This is a genomic window from Pseudonocardia sp. GCM10023141 (genome assembly GCF_042653605.1).
The window spans coordinates 35,453-52,604 of sequence record NZ_JBHSIR010000006.1 but is presented as its reverse complement, the minus strand read 5'-3'; the positions used below and the strand labels follow the sequence as shown (position 1 = coordinate 52,604).

18 protein-coding genes are annotated in these 17,152 nt (G+C 71.7%); 12 read left to right on the top strand and 6 right to left on the bottom strand.

Features of this window, described 5'->3' with window-relative positions:
- Positions 1 to 122 precede the first annotated feature (122 nt).
- From ACFPFQ_RS01190 to ACFPFQ_RS01175, 4 genes are all read left to right on the top strand, one after another.
- Positions 123 to 1,058 carry a GntR family transcriptional regulator gene (locus ACFPFQ_RS01190; RefSeq protein WP_379613771.1) on the top strand — a complete coding sequence of 312 codons (936 nt, stop codon included), beginning with the start codon at positions 123 to 125 and terminating at the stop codon, positions 1,056 to 1,058.
- A 423-nt stretch (positions 1,059 to 1,481) separates the two neighbouring features.
- Positions 1,482 to 3,140, top strand: a complete 1,659-nt coding sequence (locus tag ACFPFQ_RS01185) for an FAD-dependent oxidoreductase (protein WP_379613769.1) — start codon at positions 1,482 to 1,484, stop codon at positions 3,138 to 3,140.
- Positions 3,140 to 4,567 (top strand): ATP-binding protein, encoded by a 1,428-nt coding sequence (locus ACFPFQ_RS01180; protein WP_379613767.1) that lies wholly within the window; start codon positions 3,140 to 3,142, stop codon positions 4,565 to 4,567. Before ACFPFQ_RS01185 ends, ACFPFQ_RS01180 begins: the two co-directional genes overlap by 1 nt.
- Before the next feature lie 2 nt (positions 4,568 to 4,569).
- Entirely contained in the window at positions 4,570 to 4,980 is a 411-nt protein-coding gene (locus ACFPFQ_RS01175) for an OsmC family protein (protein WP_379614311.1), read from the top strand.
- Positions 4,981 to 5,182: 202 nt separating this feature from the next.
- Here ACFPFQ_RS01175 and ACFPFQ_RS01170 read toward each other — a convergent pair whose 3' ends face one another.
- Both ACFPFQ_RS01170 and ACFPFQ_RS01165 read right to left on the bottom strand, forming a co-directional pair.
- Positions 5,183 to 5,986 carry an SDR family NAD(P)-dependent oxidoreductase gene (locus ACFPFQ_RS01170; RefSeq protein ID WP_379613765.1) on the bottom strand — a complete coding sequence of 268 codons (804 nt, stop codon included), beginning with the start codon at positions 5,984 to 5,986 and terminating at the stop codon, positions 5,183 to 5,185.
- Positions 5,983 to 6,954 (bottom strand): SDR family NAD(P)-dependent oxidoreductase, encoded by a 972-nt coding sequence (locus tag ACFPFQ_RS01165; RefSeq protein WP_379613763.1) that lies wholly within the window; start codon positions 6,952 to 6,954, stop codon positions 5,983 to 5,985. Before ACFPFQ_RS01165 ends, ACFPFQ_RS01170 begins: the two co-directional genes overlap by 4 nt.
- A 133-nt stretch (positions 6,955 to 7,087) precedes the next feature.
- Here ACFPFQ_RS01165 and ACFPFQ_RS01160 point away from each other — a divergent pair, with 133 nt between their 5' ends.
- Positions 7,088 to 7,936, top strand: a complete 849-nt coding sequence (locus ACFPFQ_RS01160; protein WP_379613761.1) for an oxidoreductase — start codon at positions 7,088 to 7,090, stop codon at positions 7,934 to 7,936.
- Positions 7,937 to 8,361: 425 nt separating this feature from the next.
- Here the strand turns inward: ACFPFQ_RS01160 and ACFPFQ_RS01155 are convergent, their stop codons facing one another.
- The gene (locus tag ACFPFQ_RS01155; protein ID WP_379613759.1) at positions 8,362 to 8,982 is read right to left on the bottom strand and encodes an FMN-binding negative transcriptional regulator; all 621 of its coding nucleotides are present in this window, start codon (positions 8,980 to 8,982) and stop codon (positions 8,362 to 8,364) included.
- A gap of 54 nt (positions 8,983 to 9,036) precedes the next feature.
- Here ACFPFQ_RS01155 and ACFPFQ_RS01150 point away from each other — a divergent pair, with 54 nt between their 5' ends.
- A complete protein-coding gene (locus tag ACFPFQ_RS01150) occupies positions 9,037 to 9,396 on the top strand; it encodes a hypothetical protein (protein WP_379613757.1) in 360 nt (119 codons plus the stop codon).
- Positions 9,397 to 9,417: 21 nt separating this feature from the next.
- Here the strand turns inward: ACFPFQ_RS01150 and msrA are convergent, their stop codons facing one another.
- Positions 9,418 to 9,930, bottom strand: coding sequence for a peptide-methionine (S)-S-oxide reductase MsrA (msrA, locus tag ACFPFQ_RS01145; protein ID WP_379613755.1), 513 nt, complete (start codon positions 9,928 to 9,930; stop codon positions 9,418 to 9,420).
- Positions 9,927 to 10,427, bottom strand: a complete 501-nt coding sequence (msrB, locus tag ACFPFQ_RS01140; RefSeq protein WP_379614309.1) for a peptide-methionine (R)-S-oxide reductase MsrB — start codon at positions 10,425 to 10,427, stop codon at positions 9,927 to 9,929. Before msrB ends, msrA begins: the two co-directional genes overlap by 4 nt.
- Before the next feature lie 268 nt (positions 10,428 to 10,695).
- Here msrB and ACFPFQ_RS01135 point away from each other — a divergent pair, with 268 nt between their 5' ends.
- Genes ACFPFQ_RS01135 through ACFPFQ_RS01115 form a run of 5 tightly spaced genes read left to right on the top strand, consistent with a single transcriptional unit; the run spans position 10,696 to position 15,223 of the window.
- Positions 10,696 to 11,919 carry an ABC transporter substrate-binding protein gene (locus ACFPFQ_RS01135; protein ID WP_379613753.1) on the top strand — a complete coding sequence of 408 codons (1,224 nt, stop codon included), beginning with the start codon at positions 10,696 to 10,698 and terminating at the stop codon, positions 11,917 to 11,919.
- A 1-nt stretch (position 11,920) separates the two neighbouring features.
- Positions 11,921 to 12,784 carry a branched-chain amino acid ABC transporter permease gene (locus ACFPFQ_RS01130; protein WP_379613751.1) on the top strand — a complete coding sequence of 288 codons (864 nt, stop codon included), beginning with the start codon at positions 11,921 to 11,923 and terminating at the stop codon, positions 12,782 to 12,784.
- Positions 12,781 to 13,773 (top strand): branched-chain amino acid ABC transporter permease, encoded by a 993-nt coding sequence (locus ACFPFQ_RS01125; protein WP_379613749.1) that lies wholly within the window; start codon positions 12,781 to 12,783, stop codon positions 13,771 to 13,773. The genes ACFPFQ_RS01130 and ACFPFQ_RS01125 overlap by 4 nt, the downstream gene beginning before the upstream one ends.
- Positions 13,770 to 14,525: an ABC transporter ATP-binding protein gene (locus ACFPFQ_RS01120; RefSeq protein WP_379613747.1), complete on the top strand. Its 756-nt coding sequence runs from the start codon at positions 13,770 to 13,772 to the stop codon at positions 14,523 to 14,525. Before ACFPFQ_RS01125 ends, ACFPFQ_RS01120 begins: the two co-directional genes overlap by 4 nt.
- A complete protein-coding gene (locus tag ACFPFQ_RS01115; RefSeq protein WP_379613745.1) occupies positions 14,522 to 15,223 on the top strand; it encodes an ABC transporter ATP-binding protein in 702 nt (233 codons plus the stop codon). Before ACFPFQ_RS01120 ends, ACFPFQ_RS01115 begins: the two co-directional genes overlap by 4 nt.
- Positions 15,224 to 15,493: 270 nt before the next feature.
- Here ACFPFQ_RS01115 and ACFPFQ_RS01110 read toward each other — a convergent pair whose 3' ends face one another.
- The gene (locus ACFPFQ_RS01110) at positions 15,494 to 16,522 is read right to left on the bottom strand and encodes an LLM class F420-dependent oxidoreductase (RefSeq protein WP_379613743.1); all 1,029 of its coding nucleotides are present in this window, start codon (positions 16,520 to 16,522) and stop codon (positions 15,494 to 15,496) included.
- 87 nt (positions 16,523 to 16,609) lie between these two features.
- Between ACFPFQ_RS01110 and ACFPFQ_RS01105 the strand changes: the two genes are divergently transcribed.
- The gene (locus tag ACFPFQ_RS01105; RefSeq protein ID WP_379613741.1) at positions 16,610 to 17,083 is read left to right on the top strand and encodes a winged helix-turn-helix transcriptional regulator; all 474 of its coding nucleotides are present in this window, start codon (positions 16,610 to 16,612) and stop codon (positions 17,081 to 17,083) included.
- The last annotated feature ends 69 nt before the right edge of the window (positions 17,084 to 17,152 follow it).

The window sequence follows — 17,152 nt, the reverse complement described above, 5'->3', positions numbered from 1 at the left end:
CTGACAGGCGCCAACGCTAGGGATCCGCGATGGCCGGCCGCGTCGGTCCGAGGGTGGGTCTCGGCTCTCCACCCGCGGGTGGAGGCAGGTGGATCTGTACTAGGTTGAGTACGGTGTACGACATGCCGGACAGCGCCCCGCCCTACGTCCGGATCGCCGCGGAGCTGCGCCGACGGATCACGACCGGCCGCCTCCGGCCGGGTGATCGCATGCCCTCGACCCGGCAGCTGACCAGGGACTGGGGCGTCGCGCTGGCCACGGCGGCCAAGGCGCTGACCGTGTTGCAGCAGGAGGGACTGGTCCGCGCGGTGCCGCGGGTGGGATCGGTGGTGGCGGAACCACCGGTCGCGGCGCCGGCGGCGACGCCGCGGGCTCCCCGCCGGCCGGGCCCGGCCCCGGGGCGCACCGTCACCGTCGACGACGTGGTGAGCGCCGCCGTCGCGATCGCCGACGAGGACGGTCTCGTGGCGCTGTCGATGCGGTCCGTCGCGGCCCGGCTGGGCATCCCGACGATGTCGCTGTACGGGCACGTGCGCAGCAAGGACGACCTCGTCCTGCTCATGATCGATCACGCCTTCGGCGAACACGACTTCCCCGCCGAGCCGCCCGCCGGCTGGCGCGACGGGTTGGCGGCATCCGCGCGGCAGCAGTGGGCCTGCTACCGCGAGCACCTGTGGCTCGCCCAGGTCGTCTCGCTGACGCGGCCGCAACCGCTGGCCAACCTCCTGCGCCTCGCGGAGTGGAACTTCAGCACGCTGATCACGCTCGACCTGGACCAGACCACGCTGTTCGACATCCACCTGTCGCTGTGCACGTTCGTCCGCGGTGTCGCCATCGGCCTCGCGCCCGAGGCGGACGCGGAGCGCGACACCGGCATGACCGGTGACGAGTGGGTCGAGACCGCGGGCGAATGGAACGAGCTGATCGCGCGCAGCCCCGTCTTCCGTTCGGTGGCCGAGCGCGGCAACTACGTGCTGGACATGGACCGGCTCTTCGCGTTCGGCCTCGAACGCCTCCTCGACGGCCTGGCCGTGCGACTGGGCGAGCACCCCACCTGACCCGACCCGCCGGGCCGTCGGCCCCAACTCGCGGTGCCTTCTACCCCAACTCGCGGTGCGATCCGTCCCAACTCGCGGTGCGTTCTGTCCCAACTCGCCGGCAGGCGACCGCACCGGCACGCGCGAGTTGCGACGGATGGGCCCGCGAGTTGGGACGGATGGACCCGCGAGTTGGGCTCATGTGCACCGCGAGTTGGGACGGATGGGCCCGCGAGTTGGGACGGATGGACCCGCGAGTTGGGCTCATGTGCACCGCGAGTTGGGACGGATGGGCCCGCGAGTTGGGGTCGGATGCGTCGGGGGCGTCCGACGGAGATCCCCACCGGGACGGTCCAGGCCGCCTCGAAAGCGGTACTTTCGAGGGCGCTCGCGGCGCGACGTTGCGCGTGCATGATGGATGAACAGCATTCGGCAGGAGCACGCATGACCAAGCCCGTACTCATGACCGTCGACGACGACCCGGGCGTGTCGCGATCCGTCGCGCGCGACCTGCGTCGCCGCTACGGCCAGGACTTCCGCATCGTCCGCGCCGAGTCCGGCCGCGACGCGCTCGACGCGCTGCGCGAGCTCACGCTGCGCGGCGAGCCGGTGGCCGCGATCCTCGCCGACTACCGGATGCCGGAGATGACCGGCATCGAGTTCCTCGAGCAGGCGATGGACATCGCCCCGCACGCCCGCCGTGCCCTGCTCACCGCCTACGCCGACACCGACGCGGCCATCCAGGCCATCAACGTGGTCGACGTCGACCACTACCTGCTCAAGCCGTGGGACCCGCCGGAGGAGAAGCTCTACCCGGTCGTCGACGCGCTGGTGGAGACGTGGCGCGCGGTCGGCGTCAAGCCCGTCGACGAGATCCGCGTGGTCGGGCACCGCTGGTCGGCGGAGTGCTTCGCGGCCCGCGACTTCCTGGCCCGCAACTCGGTGCCCTACCGCTACTACTCCATCGACGAGGCCGAGGGAGCCCGGCTCCTGGAGGCCGCCGGCGCGTCCGAGGCCGACGTGCCGCTGCTCATCACCACCGACGGCACCGCGCTGCGCTCGCCGACGGAGGCGGAGATCGCGGCCGCTGTCGGGCTCACCACCGATCCCGCGGGCGACTTCTACGACCTGATCGTGATCGGCGGCGGCCCCGCCGGGCTGGGCAGCGCCGTCTACGGCGCGTCGGAGGGCCTGCGCACCGTGCTCGTGGAGCGCCAGGCCACCGGCGGCCAGGCCGGGCAGAGCTCGCGCATCGAGAACTACCTCGGCTTCCCCGACGGCGTGTCCGGCGCCCAGCTCACCGACCGGGCCCGGCGCCAGGCCGCCAAGTTCGGCGCCGAGGTGCTGACGGCCCGCGACGTCATCGCGCTGGAGGCGCGGGGTTCGGCGCGGGTGGTCAAGTTCGGCGACGGCAGCGAGATCGCGGCGCACTCGGTGGTGCTCGCCACCGGCGTCTCCTACCGCAGCCTCGACGCGCCGGGCGTGGCGGAGCTGACCGGCCGCGGCGTGTTCTACGGCTCGGCCGCCACCGAGGCGCCGGCCTGCGGTGGGCAGCACGTCGTGATCGTGGGCGGTGCCAACTCCGCAGGTCAGGCCGCCGTGTTCTTCTCACGCCACGCCGCCAAGGTCACGGTGGCGGTGCGCGGGCCGAACCTCGAGGCGTCCATGTCCAGCTACCTGATCAAGCAGCTGGAGGCCATCGACAACATCGTGGTGCGCACCGGCACCGAGGTGGCCGAGGCCTGCGGCGACGGGCACCTGCAGCGGCTGGTGCTGTCGGATCGCACCACCGGTGAGAAGGAGTCGGTCGACGCCGCGTCGATGTTCGTGTTCATCGGCGCCGCGCCGCGCACGGAGTGGCTCGACGGCGTGGTCGTCCGCGACGACAAGGGCTTCGTCCGCACCGGCCCCGACCTGACCGTCGACGGCGTGCTGCCCCCGGGGTGGCCGCTGGACCGTTCGCCCTACCACCTGGAGTCCAGCGTGCCCGGCGTGTTCGTGGCAGGCGACGTCCGGTCCGAGTCCGTCAAGCGGGTGGCCTCCGCGGTCGGTGAAGGCGCGATGGCCGTCACACTGGTGCACCGATACCTCGCGGAGCAGTGATGGAGACCCACCTCAGTCCCGACGAGCTGCGCACGCTGTTCCTGTTCGCCGATCTCGACGAGCAGCAGCTGGCCTGGATCTCCGAGCACGGCGACGTCGTCGAGGTGCCGGCCGGGGAGGACATCGTCGTCGAGGGCGAGCCGGCGGCGTGCTTCCACGTGCTGGTCAGCGGCACGATCGCGATGAGCAGGTTGATCGCGGGCGACCGCGTGGAGACCACCCGCACCGATCACCGCGGCGTCTACTTCGGTGCCGTCCAGTTCTACGTCGAGGACGACTCCACGAAGGACTACCCGGCCTCGGTGCGCGCGGTCACCGACTGCGCGGTGATCGCCTTGCCGGCCAGGGACTTCTCCAAGGAGTTCGCGCGCTGGTTCCCGATGGCGGTGCACCTGCTCGAGGGGATGCTGCTCGGGATGCGCAAGGGCAACAGCCAGATCGCGGAGCGCGAACGGCTGCTGGCGCTGGGCAAGCTCTCCGCGGGCCTCACCCACGAGCTCAACAACCCCGCCGCCGCCGCGGGCCGCGCGGCCGACGCGCTGCGCGACCGGGTCGCGGGGATGCGGCACAAGCTGGCGATGATCGCCTCGGGCAAGCTCGCCGGACCGCAGCTGCAGAAGCTGGTGATGGCGCAGGAGGAGTTCGTCAAGAAGGTGCGCAACGCGCCCACGCTGTCGCCGCTGGAGGCGTCCGACCGCGAGGACGAGCTCGGCGACTGGCTCGAGGACCACGAGATCCCCGGCGGCTGGGAGCTGGCGCCGGTGTTCGTGGCGGGCGGGCTGGGCATCGAGGACATGGAGGCCGTGCAGACGGCGTCCGAGGACGGCGTGCTGGAGGGCGCCATCCGCTGGCTCGCCTACACCGTGGAGACCGAGAGCCTGCTGCGCGAGATCCTCGACGCCACCACCCGCATCTCCGACCTCGTCATGGCGGCCAAGCAGTACTCGCAGATGGACCGCGCCCCGTACCGCACGATCGACGTGCACGAGGGCCTCGACGCCACGCTGGTGATGTTCGGCCGCAAGCTCGGTGAGGAGTCGGGCATCACGATCCGCAAGGAGTACGACCGGTCGCTGCCGATGATCCCGGCCTATCCCGCCGAGCTCAACCAGGTGTGGACCAACATGTTCGACAACGCGATCGACGCGATGGACGGCTCCGGCACGCTCACCGTCCGCACCTGCCGCGACGAGGAGTGGTTGCTCGTCGAGATCGGCGACAGCGGCCCCGGTATCGCGCCCGAGGTCCGGCAGCGGATCTTCGAGCCGTTCTTCACCACCAAGCCGGTCGGGCGCGGCACGGGCTTGGGCCTCGACGTCAGCTACCGCGTGGTGGTCAGCCGCCACCACGGCGACATCCGGGTGGAGTCGCGGCCCGGCGACACCCGGTTCCAGGTGCGGCTCCCGCTCACGGAGGCCCTCGCGTGACGATGCAGATCCCGCTGGCCATGGCCGACGCGCACCTCGCGCAGGATGCCGGCCGGGCCGTCCAGGTGCATCTGGGCGTGCACACGGTCGTGGCCGACCACACCGACACGGGCCCCGGGGCCGGTGCCACCCCGCTGGAGCTGATGACGGCCGCACTGGCGTCCTGCAGCGCGATGACGGTGCGCACCCACCTGGAGCGCGACGAGGAACGCGGTGACGTCGAGGTGGTCGTCACCCTGGACGCGGGCCCGCCCACCCTGCTCCACCGGCGGGTGCTGCTGCCGGTGCGGATCCCGGCGGCCGAGGTGCACCGGCTCGCCGACGCGCTGGAGCGCACCGAGGTCACCATGATGCTGCGACCGGCGTTCTCCATCCGCACGGCCATCGAGCACGACGGGGACGTGCTCACCTAGCAGACCGTCGCGGCTGAGTCGCGGGCCCCGGCGACGCCCAGGCACGCACCCCGCTGCGTTGGCGACGCTCAACAGACACCCGGTATGCCTTCGCATCGCCGCCTTGCGATGCACGCACCTGGACGCCGCCCGAACCCACGCTTCAGCCGCGACGGCCTACTAGCGCGGCGACCAGCGGGTCCCTCGCGCGCCGGAGGCGGGACTAGCCCTTACCCCGCAGGGCCCGGCCCAGCGCCAGTCCGGGCAGCAGCAGCGAGCGCGGGGTGAAGTGCCCGGCGAGGCTCATCGCCTTCGGCACCAGCCCGGGCACCACGGTGCGCTTGCCCGCGATCATGCCGGCGATCCCGGCCTCGGCCACGTCGCGCGGAGAGACCTGCGCCGGGCCGATCATGACGGCGTCGGCCGACGCGATCTCGGACCACTCCGTCTCGACAGGGCCCGGGCACAGCACCGTGCACGACACGCCGGTGCCGCGCAGTTCCTCGTGCACGGCCGCGGAGAACGTCTGCACGAACGCCTTCGTGGCCGAGTAGGTGGCCATCGTCGGCAGCGGCTGGTAGCCGGCGATCGACGCCACGTTGAGCACCGCCCCGCGCCCGGCCGTGACCATGTCGGCGAGGAAGGCGTGGGTGAGGTCGAGCAGCGCCGTGACGTTGAGCTCCACCTGGTCGCGCTCGCGCTGCAGCGGCAGGTCCTTGAACGCGCCGGACGTGCCGAAGCCCGCGCAGTTGCAGACCCCGCTGACGGTGCGACCACCGGCGCGCAGGTCGGCTACCAGCGCGTCGCGTTCGGCGGTGGAGCCGAGGTCACGGGCATGGACGGTCACCTGCACGCCGTGCTCGGTGCGCAGCCGCTCGGCCAGCGCCTCCATCCGTTCCTTGCGCCGCGCCACCAGCACCAGGTTGTGGCCGCGGCGGGCCAGGCCACTGGCGAGCTCGGTGCCGATGCCGGACGACGCGCCGGTGACGACGACGTCGGCCGCCGCTGCGGGCTGGGGCAGGCTCACCAGTGCACTCCTCGGGTCGCTTCGATGAAGGCCTTTCCCTCTGGGGTGAGCTGCTGCTCGCCGCGGGCGGAGCGGGAGTCACCGAACAGCTTGAAGCCCCGGCTGCGGACGGAGTCCATGATCTCCGGGGTGATCGAGTCGGCCAGGAACGCGAACCGGCCGAAGGCCGGGCTGACGCGGCGCGGCCGGTCGGTGATGGCGTCGCAGATGACACCGGCGGCCTGCTCGGGGGCGAGGGCGGGGAACTTGTCGTAGAGCTTGGTTGGCGCGATCATCGGGGTGCGCACCAGTGACATGTAGACGGTGGTGAACCGGACGTCGTCGGGCCCGGTCTCGGCCTGCCAGGCGTCGGTGAGCGTGTCGAGCGCCGATTTCGACGCGATGTAGGCCCCGAACCGGGGCGCCCGCGTCAGCACACCCACCGATGAGATGTTGATGACGTGGCCGTTCCCGCGTTCCCGCATGCCGGGCAGCAGCCCGAGCATCAGCCGCACGGGTGCGAAGTAGTTGAGCTGCATCGTGCGCTCGTAGTCGTGGAAGCGGTCGTACGACAGCGCCAGCGACCGGCGGATGGAGCGGCCCGCGTTGTTGACGAGGATGTCGACCCGGCCGTGCTGGGCGATGACGTCGGCCACCAGCTTGTCGATGGCCTCCATGTCGGTGAGATCGCACGGGTGCACGTGGGCCGTGCCACCGGCAGCCTCGACGTCGTGGGCGGTCGCGTACAGCTTCTCCGCGCCGCGGGCCACGAGCAGCGCGGTGCCACCCGCCGCGCCGATGGCGACCGCCGCCGCCTCACCGATCCCCGACGACGCGCCGGTGATCAGCACGATCTTGTCGCGCAGGGCGTCGCGCAGTGACGGGTGACCGCGCAGCGAGCGCACGATGGCGTGCGGCGTGGACTCGGCCGACGGCCGGTTCAGCGCATCGCTGACGGCGGTGACCGGCCTCGCGAGGAGCGCCCCCACGTGCTTCAACGGATTCATCCCGTGCGGCCCCCGGTCCTCGGCTGATGTGCGGCCATCCTGCGGACATGATCAACGCTGGTCAAGTCGGGCCGGGTGCGACATGTCAGCAAGGTGGCCGTTCTAGGCTGGGCTGATGACAGTGACTGACGCCCTGAAGCTCGCCGATGACCTGGTCCTCACGCGCATGGGCTACGGCGCCATGCAGCTGGCCGGCCCGGGGGTGTTCGGCCCGCCGCGCGACCGGGACGAGGCGATCGCGGTACTGCGCGAGGTTGTCGAGACCGGTATCACGCACATCGACACCAGCGACTTCTACGGCCCGCACATCACCAACGAGCTGATCCGGGAGGCGCTGCACCCCTATCCGGAGCAGCTGCGGATCGTCACGAAGGTGGGCGCCCGGCGCGACGCGGAGGGCGCCTGGCTCCCGGCGCTGAGCCCCGAGGAGCTCACCTCGGCGGTGCACGACAACCTGCGCAACCTCGGCGTCGACGCGCTCGACGTCGTCAACCTGCGCCTGCACGACACCACCGGCTCGCTCGCCGAACGGTTCGGGGTACTCGCCGATCTCCGCAGCCAGGGCCTGATCCGCCACCTCGGCCTGAGCAACGTCGGCGTCGAGCAGCTCGCCGAGGCGCGCGCGATCGCGCCGGTGGTCTGCGTGCAGAACTACTACAACGTGGCACACCGCGAGGACGAGGCCCTGCTCGACATCTGCGCCGAGGCCGGCATCGCCTTCGTCCCGTTCTTCCCGCTCGGCGGGTTCAGCCTGCTGCAGTCCGGCACGCTCGACGACTGCGCGAGGCGGGTCGGGGCCACGCCGCTGCAGGTGGCGCTGGCCTGGCTGCTGCACCGGTCGCCGACGATCCTGCTCATCCCCGGCACGTCGTCGCGGAGGCACCTGCGGGAGAACGTCGCGGCGGGGGAGCTGGAGCTCCCGGCCGACGTTCTCGCGGAGCTGGACGGGCTCGGGGCGGCGTAGGCGGGTCGGCGTGTCCCGGTTGCAGGAAAGCGACCTTCAAGGGGCTATCACGCGGGCGCATGATCGGGCTGGGCCAGGTCGGCGGGAGGGCACAACAACCACCCGGGGTGTGCGAGCTGCACACCACGGCCCTCGAAATGGCGCTGCGGTGTGGCTCGCACCGATCATGCTCGCCGAGGCGCACAGGAGGGCCCGGCGCGGGGCTGTGGGGTGCGGTTGGGTGATCAACGCCTACTGGTTCGGTGTTGACCATGACCCAGTGGGCGTTGATCTTCCTGCAACGGGGCCAGCGCGGGGGCGTCGGGTGCGGTTCCCGGTAGGTCCCGCTGGAAGGCCGCGTTCGGATGGGGGTTCTCCTGACAGCCACTTTCCCGCAACGACGTTGCAGCAAAGTGGCTTTCCTGCAAAGGGAGTGAGCGGGGCGCCTACCCCCGCGCCGCCCGCACCGCCTCGGCCGAGGCGTGGTCGCCCCGCTCGTCCAGCCCCTCGATCACCCCGTCGACGTCCGTGGCCGGCCGGTTCTGGCTCATCTTGATCTTCGCCTCGATGCGCGTGATCTGCAGCTCGACCCCGACGATCGCGCGCAGCTGCCCGGCCACGAACTTCGGCGGGGCGTCGTCGACCGACCACGGCTGCTCCTCGCCAGCCTCGTGCCGGTCCGTGAGCCTGCGCACCAGCGTGTCGAGCCATGCGGTGTCGTCGTGGATGACGAGCCGCCCGTAGACGTGCGCGGTGAGGTAGTTCCAGGTGGGCACGGCGCGGCCGTGCTCGGCCTTCGACGCGTACCAGTTCGGCGTGATGTACGCGTCGGAGCCGTGCACGATCACCAGCGACTCACCGGTGGCCGGGCGGCTCCACTGGTCGTTGTTGCGGGCGACGTGCCCCAGCAGGGCACCGTGCTCGCCCGCGTCCGCGTCGAACAGGAACGGCAGGAACGTGGCGACGAGGCCGTCGGCGGTCTGGGTGATCAGGTCGGCGGCCTGGGGGCGTGAGAGCAGCTCCCGGACGGCGGCGTCGTCAGCGGCGAAATGGGCGGGTACGTACACGTCGGCCAGTGTGCGTCGTCGCGGCACCGGGATCCAGCGGCTATCGTCGAGATCATGATCGAGGCCGGCGTGCGTACGCGCGCACTGCCCGCGCCACCGCACGTCGTGGCAACGTCCCTCGTCGCGCCCGACAGCGATCCGGCCCGGCCGTGGCTGCACCTGCTGGACGACGAACGGCGCCCCACCGTGGTGGAGCGCCGTTCGTCCGAGCTGGTGATCTGGTCCTCGCTGTGGCCGTCGCGCCCCGACGCGCGGGTGCGCTTCGACCTCGCCCCGGACCCGACCGGGGGCACCGCCCTGACCTGGACGCTGCTGGTGGACGAGCCGGTGCCCGACCCCTCGAAGGTCGGGCACCTGCGCAAGCGGATCAATCAGCTGATCAACGCCGACCTGCGGTACTCGTACGGCCAGTGAGCCCCGGCGGCCGGTGAGTGGTCAGGCCTGCTGCGTCTCGCGGTGCGGCAGCTTCCAGCCGGGCCGCACGTAGTGGCAGGTGTAGCCCGCCGGGTAGTTCTGCAGGTAGTCCTGGTGCTCTGGCTCGGCCTCCCAGAACGACCCCGCCGGCTCGACCTCGGTGACGACCTTGCCCGGCCAGAGGCCGGACGCGTCGACATCGGCGATCGTGTCGCGGGCCACCTTCTCCTGCTCCGGGCTCAGGTAGTAGATCGCGGAGCGGTAGCTGCGACCGATGTCGTTGCCCTGGCGGTTGCTGGTGGACGGGTCGTGGATCTGGAAGAAGAACTCCAGGATGTCCCGGTAGCTGATGGCATCGGGGTCGAACACCACTTCGACGGCCTCGGCGTGGTCGCCGTGGTTGCGGTAGGTGGCGTTCGGGGTGTCGCCGCCCGAGTAGCCGACCCGGGTGGAGAGCACGCCCGGCCGCTTGCGGAGCAGCTCCTGCGCTCCCCAGAAACAACCGCCTGCGAGGATCGCGGTCTCGGTGCTCATCGTGTGGTCTCCTCAGTCTCTGACTGCGTGCTGGCGTCGAACAGCTTCGTGAAGTCGGCGTAGCCCTCCGCGTCGAGCTGATCGACCGGGATGAAGCGCAGCGCCGCCGAGTTGATGCAGTAACGCAGGCCGCCCGCCTCGGCCGGGCCGTCGTCGAAGACGTGGCCGAGATGGCTGTCGCCGTGCGCCGAGCGCACCTCGCGACGGACCATGCCGTAGGTACGATCCTCCTTCACGACGACGTTGGCAGGCTCGATCGGCACGGTGAAGCTCGGCCAGCCCGAGCGGCTGTCGTACTTGTCGATCGATGCGAACAACGGCTCACCGGACACGACGTCGACGTAGAGCCCGGCCTCGTGATTGTTCCAGAACTCGTTGCCGAAGGCAGGCTCGGTGGCCGCCTCCTGGGTGACCCGGTACTGGTCGCGCGTCAACTGGGCGACGGCCTCGGGGTCCTTGCGATACGTACGGTCTGACACGTGCATCCCTTCCTGCATTCGTGCCGCTGGCTGCGACACGGGTCGAACGGCGGGCCGCGGGGTCGCGCTGAGGGGGACCCGCCCCGGCCGGACGCATTGAGAAGAACAGCGGTGGAGGTGCCGATGTTCCGGCGTTCGCACCCCGTAAGAAACACGGTGTCTCACAACGCTGCGTCACGATCGGATTGCGGCGGCGTGCCCGATTCACCCAGATCGTTGACAGGTTGATGATCCCTCGACCACGATCCGTCGACACTCCAACCCCGGCGTAGCAGGAGCGGTCAGCATGGAACATCCAGCCTTCACCCGACGGCGGCTGCTCGCGCTCTTCGGCGCCGCCGCGACCCTCCCGGTGCTCTCGGCCTGCGGCAGCAGCGTCGGCGGCGGCTCCACGGGCGCGCCCGCGACAGCAGGCGGCAGCGGCAGCATCAAGGTCGGACTGGTGGTGCCCCAGTCGGGCGTCTACGCCGCACTGGGCACAGACATGAAGCGCGGCTGGGACCTGTGGCTGGAGCAGAACGGCGGCAAGTTCGGCAACTACTCGGTGCAGACCGTGGCCGCCGACGAGGGCGAGACGCCCACCACCGGCCAGCCCGCGGTGCAGAAGGTGCTGCAGAGCGACGGCGTCGACGTGGTGGTCGGGCTGGTCAACTCCTCCACCGCGCTGGGCGTCGTGCCGCTGCTCGCCGAGGCCAAGAAGCTGCTGATCGTCACCAACGCGGGAGCGGGCGACGTCACCGGGGCCAAGCGCACGCCGTACGTCTGGCGCACCTCGTTCACCAATGCCCAGGTCTCCGGGGCGATGGGCAGCCACCTCGCCACCGCCGGGTTCAAGGACGGCGTGTTCGCGCTCGCCCCCGACTACGCCGCGGGCACCGAGGTGATCGCCGGATTCAAGAAGACCTTCGAGGCGGGCGGCGGCAAGGTCGTCGGCGAGGCCAAGCCGGCGTTCGGCAAGACGTCGGACTACCAGCCCTACCTCACGCAGATCCAGCAGTCCGGCGCGAAGGCCACGTTCTGCTTCTTCTCCGGCTCCGAGGCCATCACGTTCGTGCGCCAGTACGCGCAGTTCGGGCTCGCCGCCACGACCCCGCTCTACGCCTCCGGCTTCCTCACCGAGGGCAGCGTGCTCAAGCAGCAGGCCGACGCCGCGCTCGGCGTCCAGACCACGCTGCACTACTCCGACCAGCTCGACAACCCCGCCAACAAGGCCTTCGTCGCTGCCTACACGGCGAAGTACGGCGAGTCGCCCAGCTGCTTCTCCGTGCAGACCTACGACGCGGCCAACGTGCTCAACCGCGCGCTGAAGACCGCGGGCGCGCTCGACGGTGACACGCTGGCGAAGGCGCTGGGCGGCATCGGCGCCGTCGACGACAGCCCGCGCGGGTCATGGACGTTCGACGGCCAGACCCCGAGGCAGCACCTGTACCTGCGGAAGGTGGAGAACAAGGGCGGCACACTCGTCAACTCGGTCGTGCAGGACCTCGGCCAGCTGAGCCAGCCCACCTGACATGCTCGTCAGCATCCTGAACGGGTTCGCGATCGGCTTCCTGCTGTTCGTGCTCGCGGTGGGGCTCTCGCTGGTGTTCGGGATGATGGACGTCCTCAACCTGGCGCACGGCGCGCTGTTCCTCGGCGGGGCCTACCTCGGCGCCACGTTCGCCGGAGCGGGGTGGGGCGGGTTCCTCGGCGCGCTCGGGCTGGCCGCGGCGGGCGGGCTCGTCGGCGGCGCGGTGCTGTCGCTGATGACCGAGCCGCTGCGCAGGCGGTCGCACCTCGACCAGGCCCTGCTCACACTGGGCGTCGCGCTGGTCGCGGCCGAGGTGCTCACGATCATCTTCGGTGACGACCCGCTCGCGGTGCCCGCGCCGCCGGGCCTCGACGGATCGGTCACGGTGTTCGGGGCCACCTACCCGGCCTACCGGCTGGTGATCATCGGCATCGGTGCGGTGCTCGCGCTGGCCGTCTACCTGGTGGTGGACCGGACGCGGGTGGGTGCGCTGGTACGCGCCACCGTCGCCGACCGCGAGATGGTCTCGGCGCTGGGCGTCGACAACCGGCTGGTCAAGGCCGCCGTCTTCGCCGTCGGGTCGGTGCTGGCGACCACGGCGGGGGTGCTCGGCGGGCCGATCTACGGCGCCCGTCCCGGCCTGGATGCGACCGTGCTGATCCTCGCGCTGGTGGTCGTCGTGATCGGCGGGCTGGGCTCGGTGCGCGGCGCGCTGGTCGGAGCCCTGATCATCGGTCAGATCGACACGCTGGGCCGCGTCCTGCTGCCCGATCTCGCGTCCTTCATCCTCTTCGGTGCGCTGGCACTCGTGCTGGTACTGCGCCCGCAGGGGCTGTTCGGCGGACCCGTCGGCGCGGCGCGATGACGGCCGTGCAGGTGCCGACGGTGCCGGGTGGGGCGCCGGCCGCGACACCGCGCGTCACCCGGGCCCGTACGGGCATCGTCGCCGCGCTCGTACTCGTCGTGCTCGCAGCGGCGCCGCTGATGCTGGCGCCGTTCGCGACCACGACCCTGACGCGCGTGATCGTGTTCGCGCTGTTCGCGGTCAGCCTCGACCTGCTCGTCGGGGTCACCGGGTTGCCGTCGCTCGGGCACGCCGGCTACCTGGGCGCCGGCGCCTACGCCGCCGGCTGGGTGTCGATCAACGTGACGGCCGAGGCGCCGGTGCCGCTGCTCGTCGGCGCGGCCGGCGGGGCGGTCGCGGCCGCGCTCACCGGCTGGGTCACGGTGCGCAGCGCGGGCGTGTTCTTCCTGATGCTGACCCTGGCGATCGGCGAGACGATCCAGCAGCTCGCCGACTCGTGGGAGTCGGTCACCGGCGGCGCCAACGGGCTGTCGGGCATCCCGGCCGTCCGGCTCGGTGGCACGCCGCTCACCAATGCCGGGTTCCTGTACTGGTACGTGCTCGCGGCCGCGGTGCTCGGGTTCGTGCTGGTGGCGGTATTGGCCAGGTCCCCGTTCGGAGCGGCGCTGCGTGGCATCCGCGACAACGAGCCGCGGATGCGCGCGCTGGGTTACCCGACGGCGTTCTACAAGTACGCCGTGTTCGTCGTCGCCGGCGGGGTGGCCGGGATGGCCGGGTCGCTGCTCGCGGCACAGCAACGGCTCGTGACGCCGGCGGACCTCGGGTTCACCACGGCGTCCTTCGCGCTGCTCGCGGTGATCATCGGGGGCGCCGGGTCGCTGTGGGGTGCCTGCCTCGGCGCCGCGCTGGTGATCATCATCCGCGACGCGCTCGGCCCGAGCCTCGACGGTCACGGCACGCTGGTGCTCGGCATCGTGTTCGTGCTGGTGGTGTACCTGCTGCCGCGCGGGGCCGCGGGCCTGCGGATCTACCGGAGGCGAGGGAGATGAGCGTGCTGCGCTGCGCCGGGCTGTCCCGGTCGTTCGGGGCGCTGCAGGCCGTCGACGCCGTCGACATCGAGGTGGCCCCCGGAGCCCGCCACGCGCTGATCGGGCCCAACGGCGCCGGCAAGTCCACCCTGTTCAAGCTGATCACCGGCACGATGAAGGCGAATGCGGGCACCGTCGCGCTGGCCGGGAGCGATGTCACCGGGCTCTCGGAGGTGCGCCGCTGCCGGCTCGGGATGAGCCAGACGTTGCAGCACGCCAGCCTCTTCGCGTCGATGACGGCGGTGCAGACCGTCGAGCTGGCGGTGCAGCGGCATGCGGGGCGGATCTCGGTGCTGCCGCGGCGCCGCCCGCAGGTGCGCGAGCGGGCCGAGCAGCTGCTCGGTGACACGGGGCTGGCCGGTCGCGAGCACGTCGTGGTCCCGTCGCTGTCGCACGGGGAGCGCAAGCAGCTCGAGGTGGCGCTCGCGCTGGCCTGCCGGCCCACGCTGCTGCTGCTCGACGAGCCGGCAGCGGGGATGTCGCCCGCCGAGCGGGCCCGGCTGGTGGAGCTGCTGGCCGGGCTGCCCGCGGAGATCACCGTGTTGTTCGTGGAGCACGACCTGGACCTCGTGTTCGCACTCGCCGACGCCGTCACGGTGCTGCACCTGGGCCGCGTGCTGCTCTCGGGGAGCCCGGACGAGGTGCGCGCGAGCGACGCCGTCCGCGAGGCCTACCTCGGCACCGGACGTCGCGAGGAGCTGTTCCTGCCATGACGTTCCTGACCGTCCGCGGCCTGGTGTCCGGCTACGACCGCAGCACCGTGCTCACCGGGATCGACCTCGATCTGGACCGCGGCGCGACGCTGGGCCTGCTCGGCCGCAACGGGGCCGGCAAGTCCACGTTGATCATGACGTTGATGGGACTCGTGGCGCCGACGGCGGGCTCGGTGCGGCTCGACGGCGTCGAGCTGGCGGGCAGGCGCCCGGACGTGATCGCGAAGGCCGGGGTGGCGCTGGTGCCGCAGGGCAGGCGGGTGTGGGCGACGCTGACCGTCGCCGAACACCTGGCACTCGCGGCGCGCTCCCGCAGCGGCACCTGGACGATCGCGACCGTGCTCGACCTGCTGCCGCGCCTGGCCGAGCGGCGCCGGCAGTACGCCGGCCAGCTCTCCGGTGGTGAGCAGCAGATGCTCGCGGTGGCCAGGGCGCTGCTGACGAACCCGCGCCTGGTGCTGCTCGACGAGCCGTCCGACGGGCTCGCACCGGCGATCGTCGACCAGATCGGTGCGGTGATCACGACGATGCAGGCCGAGGGCGTGGCGGTGCTGCTGGTGGAGCAGGACCTGCACCTGGCCTTCGCGGTGGCCGACGAGATCGCGGTGATGGAGAAGGGGACCGTCGTGCACCGGGTGCCGACGTCGCAGTTCCGCCGCGACCCCGACACCGCCCACCGGCTGCTGGGGGTGGCGTAGCCGGGCACCTCGGGATGGCAGGAAAGCCACTTTCCCGCAACGTGGTTGCGGGAAAGTGGCTTTCCTGCAACGCCCTCGGGCCCGCGGTAGCCCTTCGGTCCGACCGGGTGCGCCCACCGCGCCGACCCGTTGGCCGCCGCGCCAACGTCCCGACATCGGCGCCGTGGCCAACTGGTTGGCGCCGTGACCGGCGTCTTCGCGCTGCGCAGCACCGACTGGCGCGCGGTGCCGACCACCGCCACCGGCCGGCCCGCGCTGGTCGCTCCTCGGCTAGAGGTCGAAGTAGGGCGTCAGCGCTGCCAGTTGCGCCGCCGGCCCGTTGACGATCAGCGTGTCGATCGTGGTGGTGCGCCAGCGGTGCAGGTCCTCGCCGATCTTGGCGGCCGGTCCGACGAGCGCCACGTCCTCGACCATCGCGGTGGGCACCGCGGCGGCGGCACCGGCCTTGTCGCCCGCCAGGTAGCGCTCCTGGATCTCCGCGCAGGCCTTGTCGTAGCCCAGCCGCGCGAAGACGTCGAGGTGGAAGTTCACCGCTTTCGCGCCCATGCCACCGACGTACAGCGCGATCATCGGCCGGATCGCGTCGGCCGCGGTCTCGACGTCGTCACCGACGACCGTCGGGACGAACGCCGCGACCTCGAACTCCGCACGTGTGCGGCGGGCGCCGGGGCGGGCGAAGCCCTCATCGAGCGCGGCCCGGTAGAACGCGTCGGCGCTGGGTGAGAAGAAGAACGGCAGCCAGCCGTCGGCGATCTCCGCGGCGAGCGCGACGTTCTTCGGGCCCTCGGCGGCGAGGTGGATCGGCAGGTCGGCGCGCAGCGGGTGCACCGTGGACTTGAGCGGCTTGCCCAGCCCCGCACCGCCCGGGTAGGGCAGCGTGTAGTGCTCACCCGCGAACTCGACGGGGCCCTGCCTGGCGAAGATGCGGCGCAGGATCTCGATGTACTCGCGGGTGCGGGCCAGTGGCTTCGGGTACGGCTGCCCGTACCAGCCCTCCACCACCTGCGGGCCGGATGCGCCGAGCCCGAGCACCATGCGGCCGCCGGAGAGGTGGTCGAGCGTGATCGCCGCCATCGCGGTGGCGGCCGGGGTGCGCCCGGACAGCTGCGCGATGTTGGTGCCCAGCCGCACGCGCGACGTGGTGGCGGCGTGGAACGCGAGCGGGGTCAGCGCGTCGGAGCCGTACGCCTCGGCCGTCCAGATCGAGTCGAGACCCGACTGCTCGGCCGCGGCCACCAGCTCCGCGGTGTCGGCGGGCGGCCCCGCACCCCAGTAGCCGAGCGCTAGTCCGAGCTTCACGTCGTACCTCCTCGTCGGGGCTGACCTCCCGACATCAAGTCAGCTCCTCCGCTGGCTGTCAACTGTGAAGTTAGATACCCTCCTGCCATGGACTGGCTGACCATCAGCGCGCAGAACTGCTCGATCCGGCGGACGCTGGAGATCGTCGGCGAGAAGTGGACGCTCCTGGTCATCCGCGACGCCATGAACGGCGTCCGCCGCTTCGACGACTTCCACCACCACGTCGGCCTGTCCGAACCGGTGCTCGCCGACCGCCTGCGCAAGCTCGTCGCCGCAGGCATCCTCGAACGGCAGTCCTACCGCGTTGCCGGGCAGCGGGCCCGCACCGAGTACCGGCTCACGGCCAAGGGGTGGCAGCTGCGCCCCGCCCTGATCGCGCTCATGCAGTGGGGTGACGAGCATGTCGCCGATGCCGAGGGTCCGTCGCTCGACCTGCGGCACAAGGGATGCGGAGGCAAGCTGCGCGCCGACGTGGTCTGCGAACACGGCCACGTCGGTGTCGCGCCGCAGCAGACGTCCGCGGCCCCCGGGCCGAGCGCGCGACCGGTGGCGGCGGGCTGAGCGTCGCTCCCGGGACGTCAGCAGGGCGTCCCTCCTGACGTGTCGGCGTGTTCCGCGGGGCCGGACGCC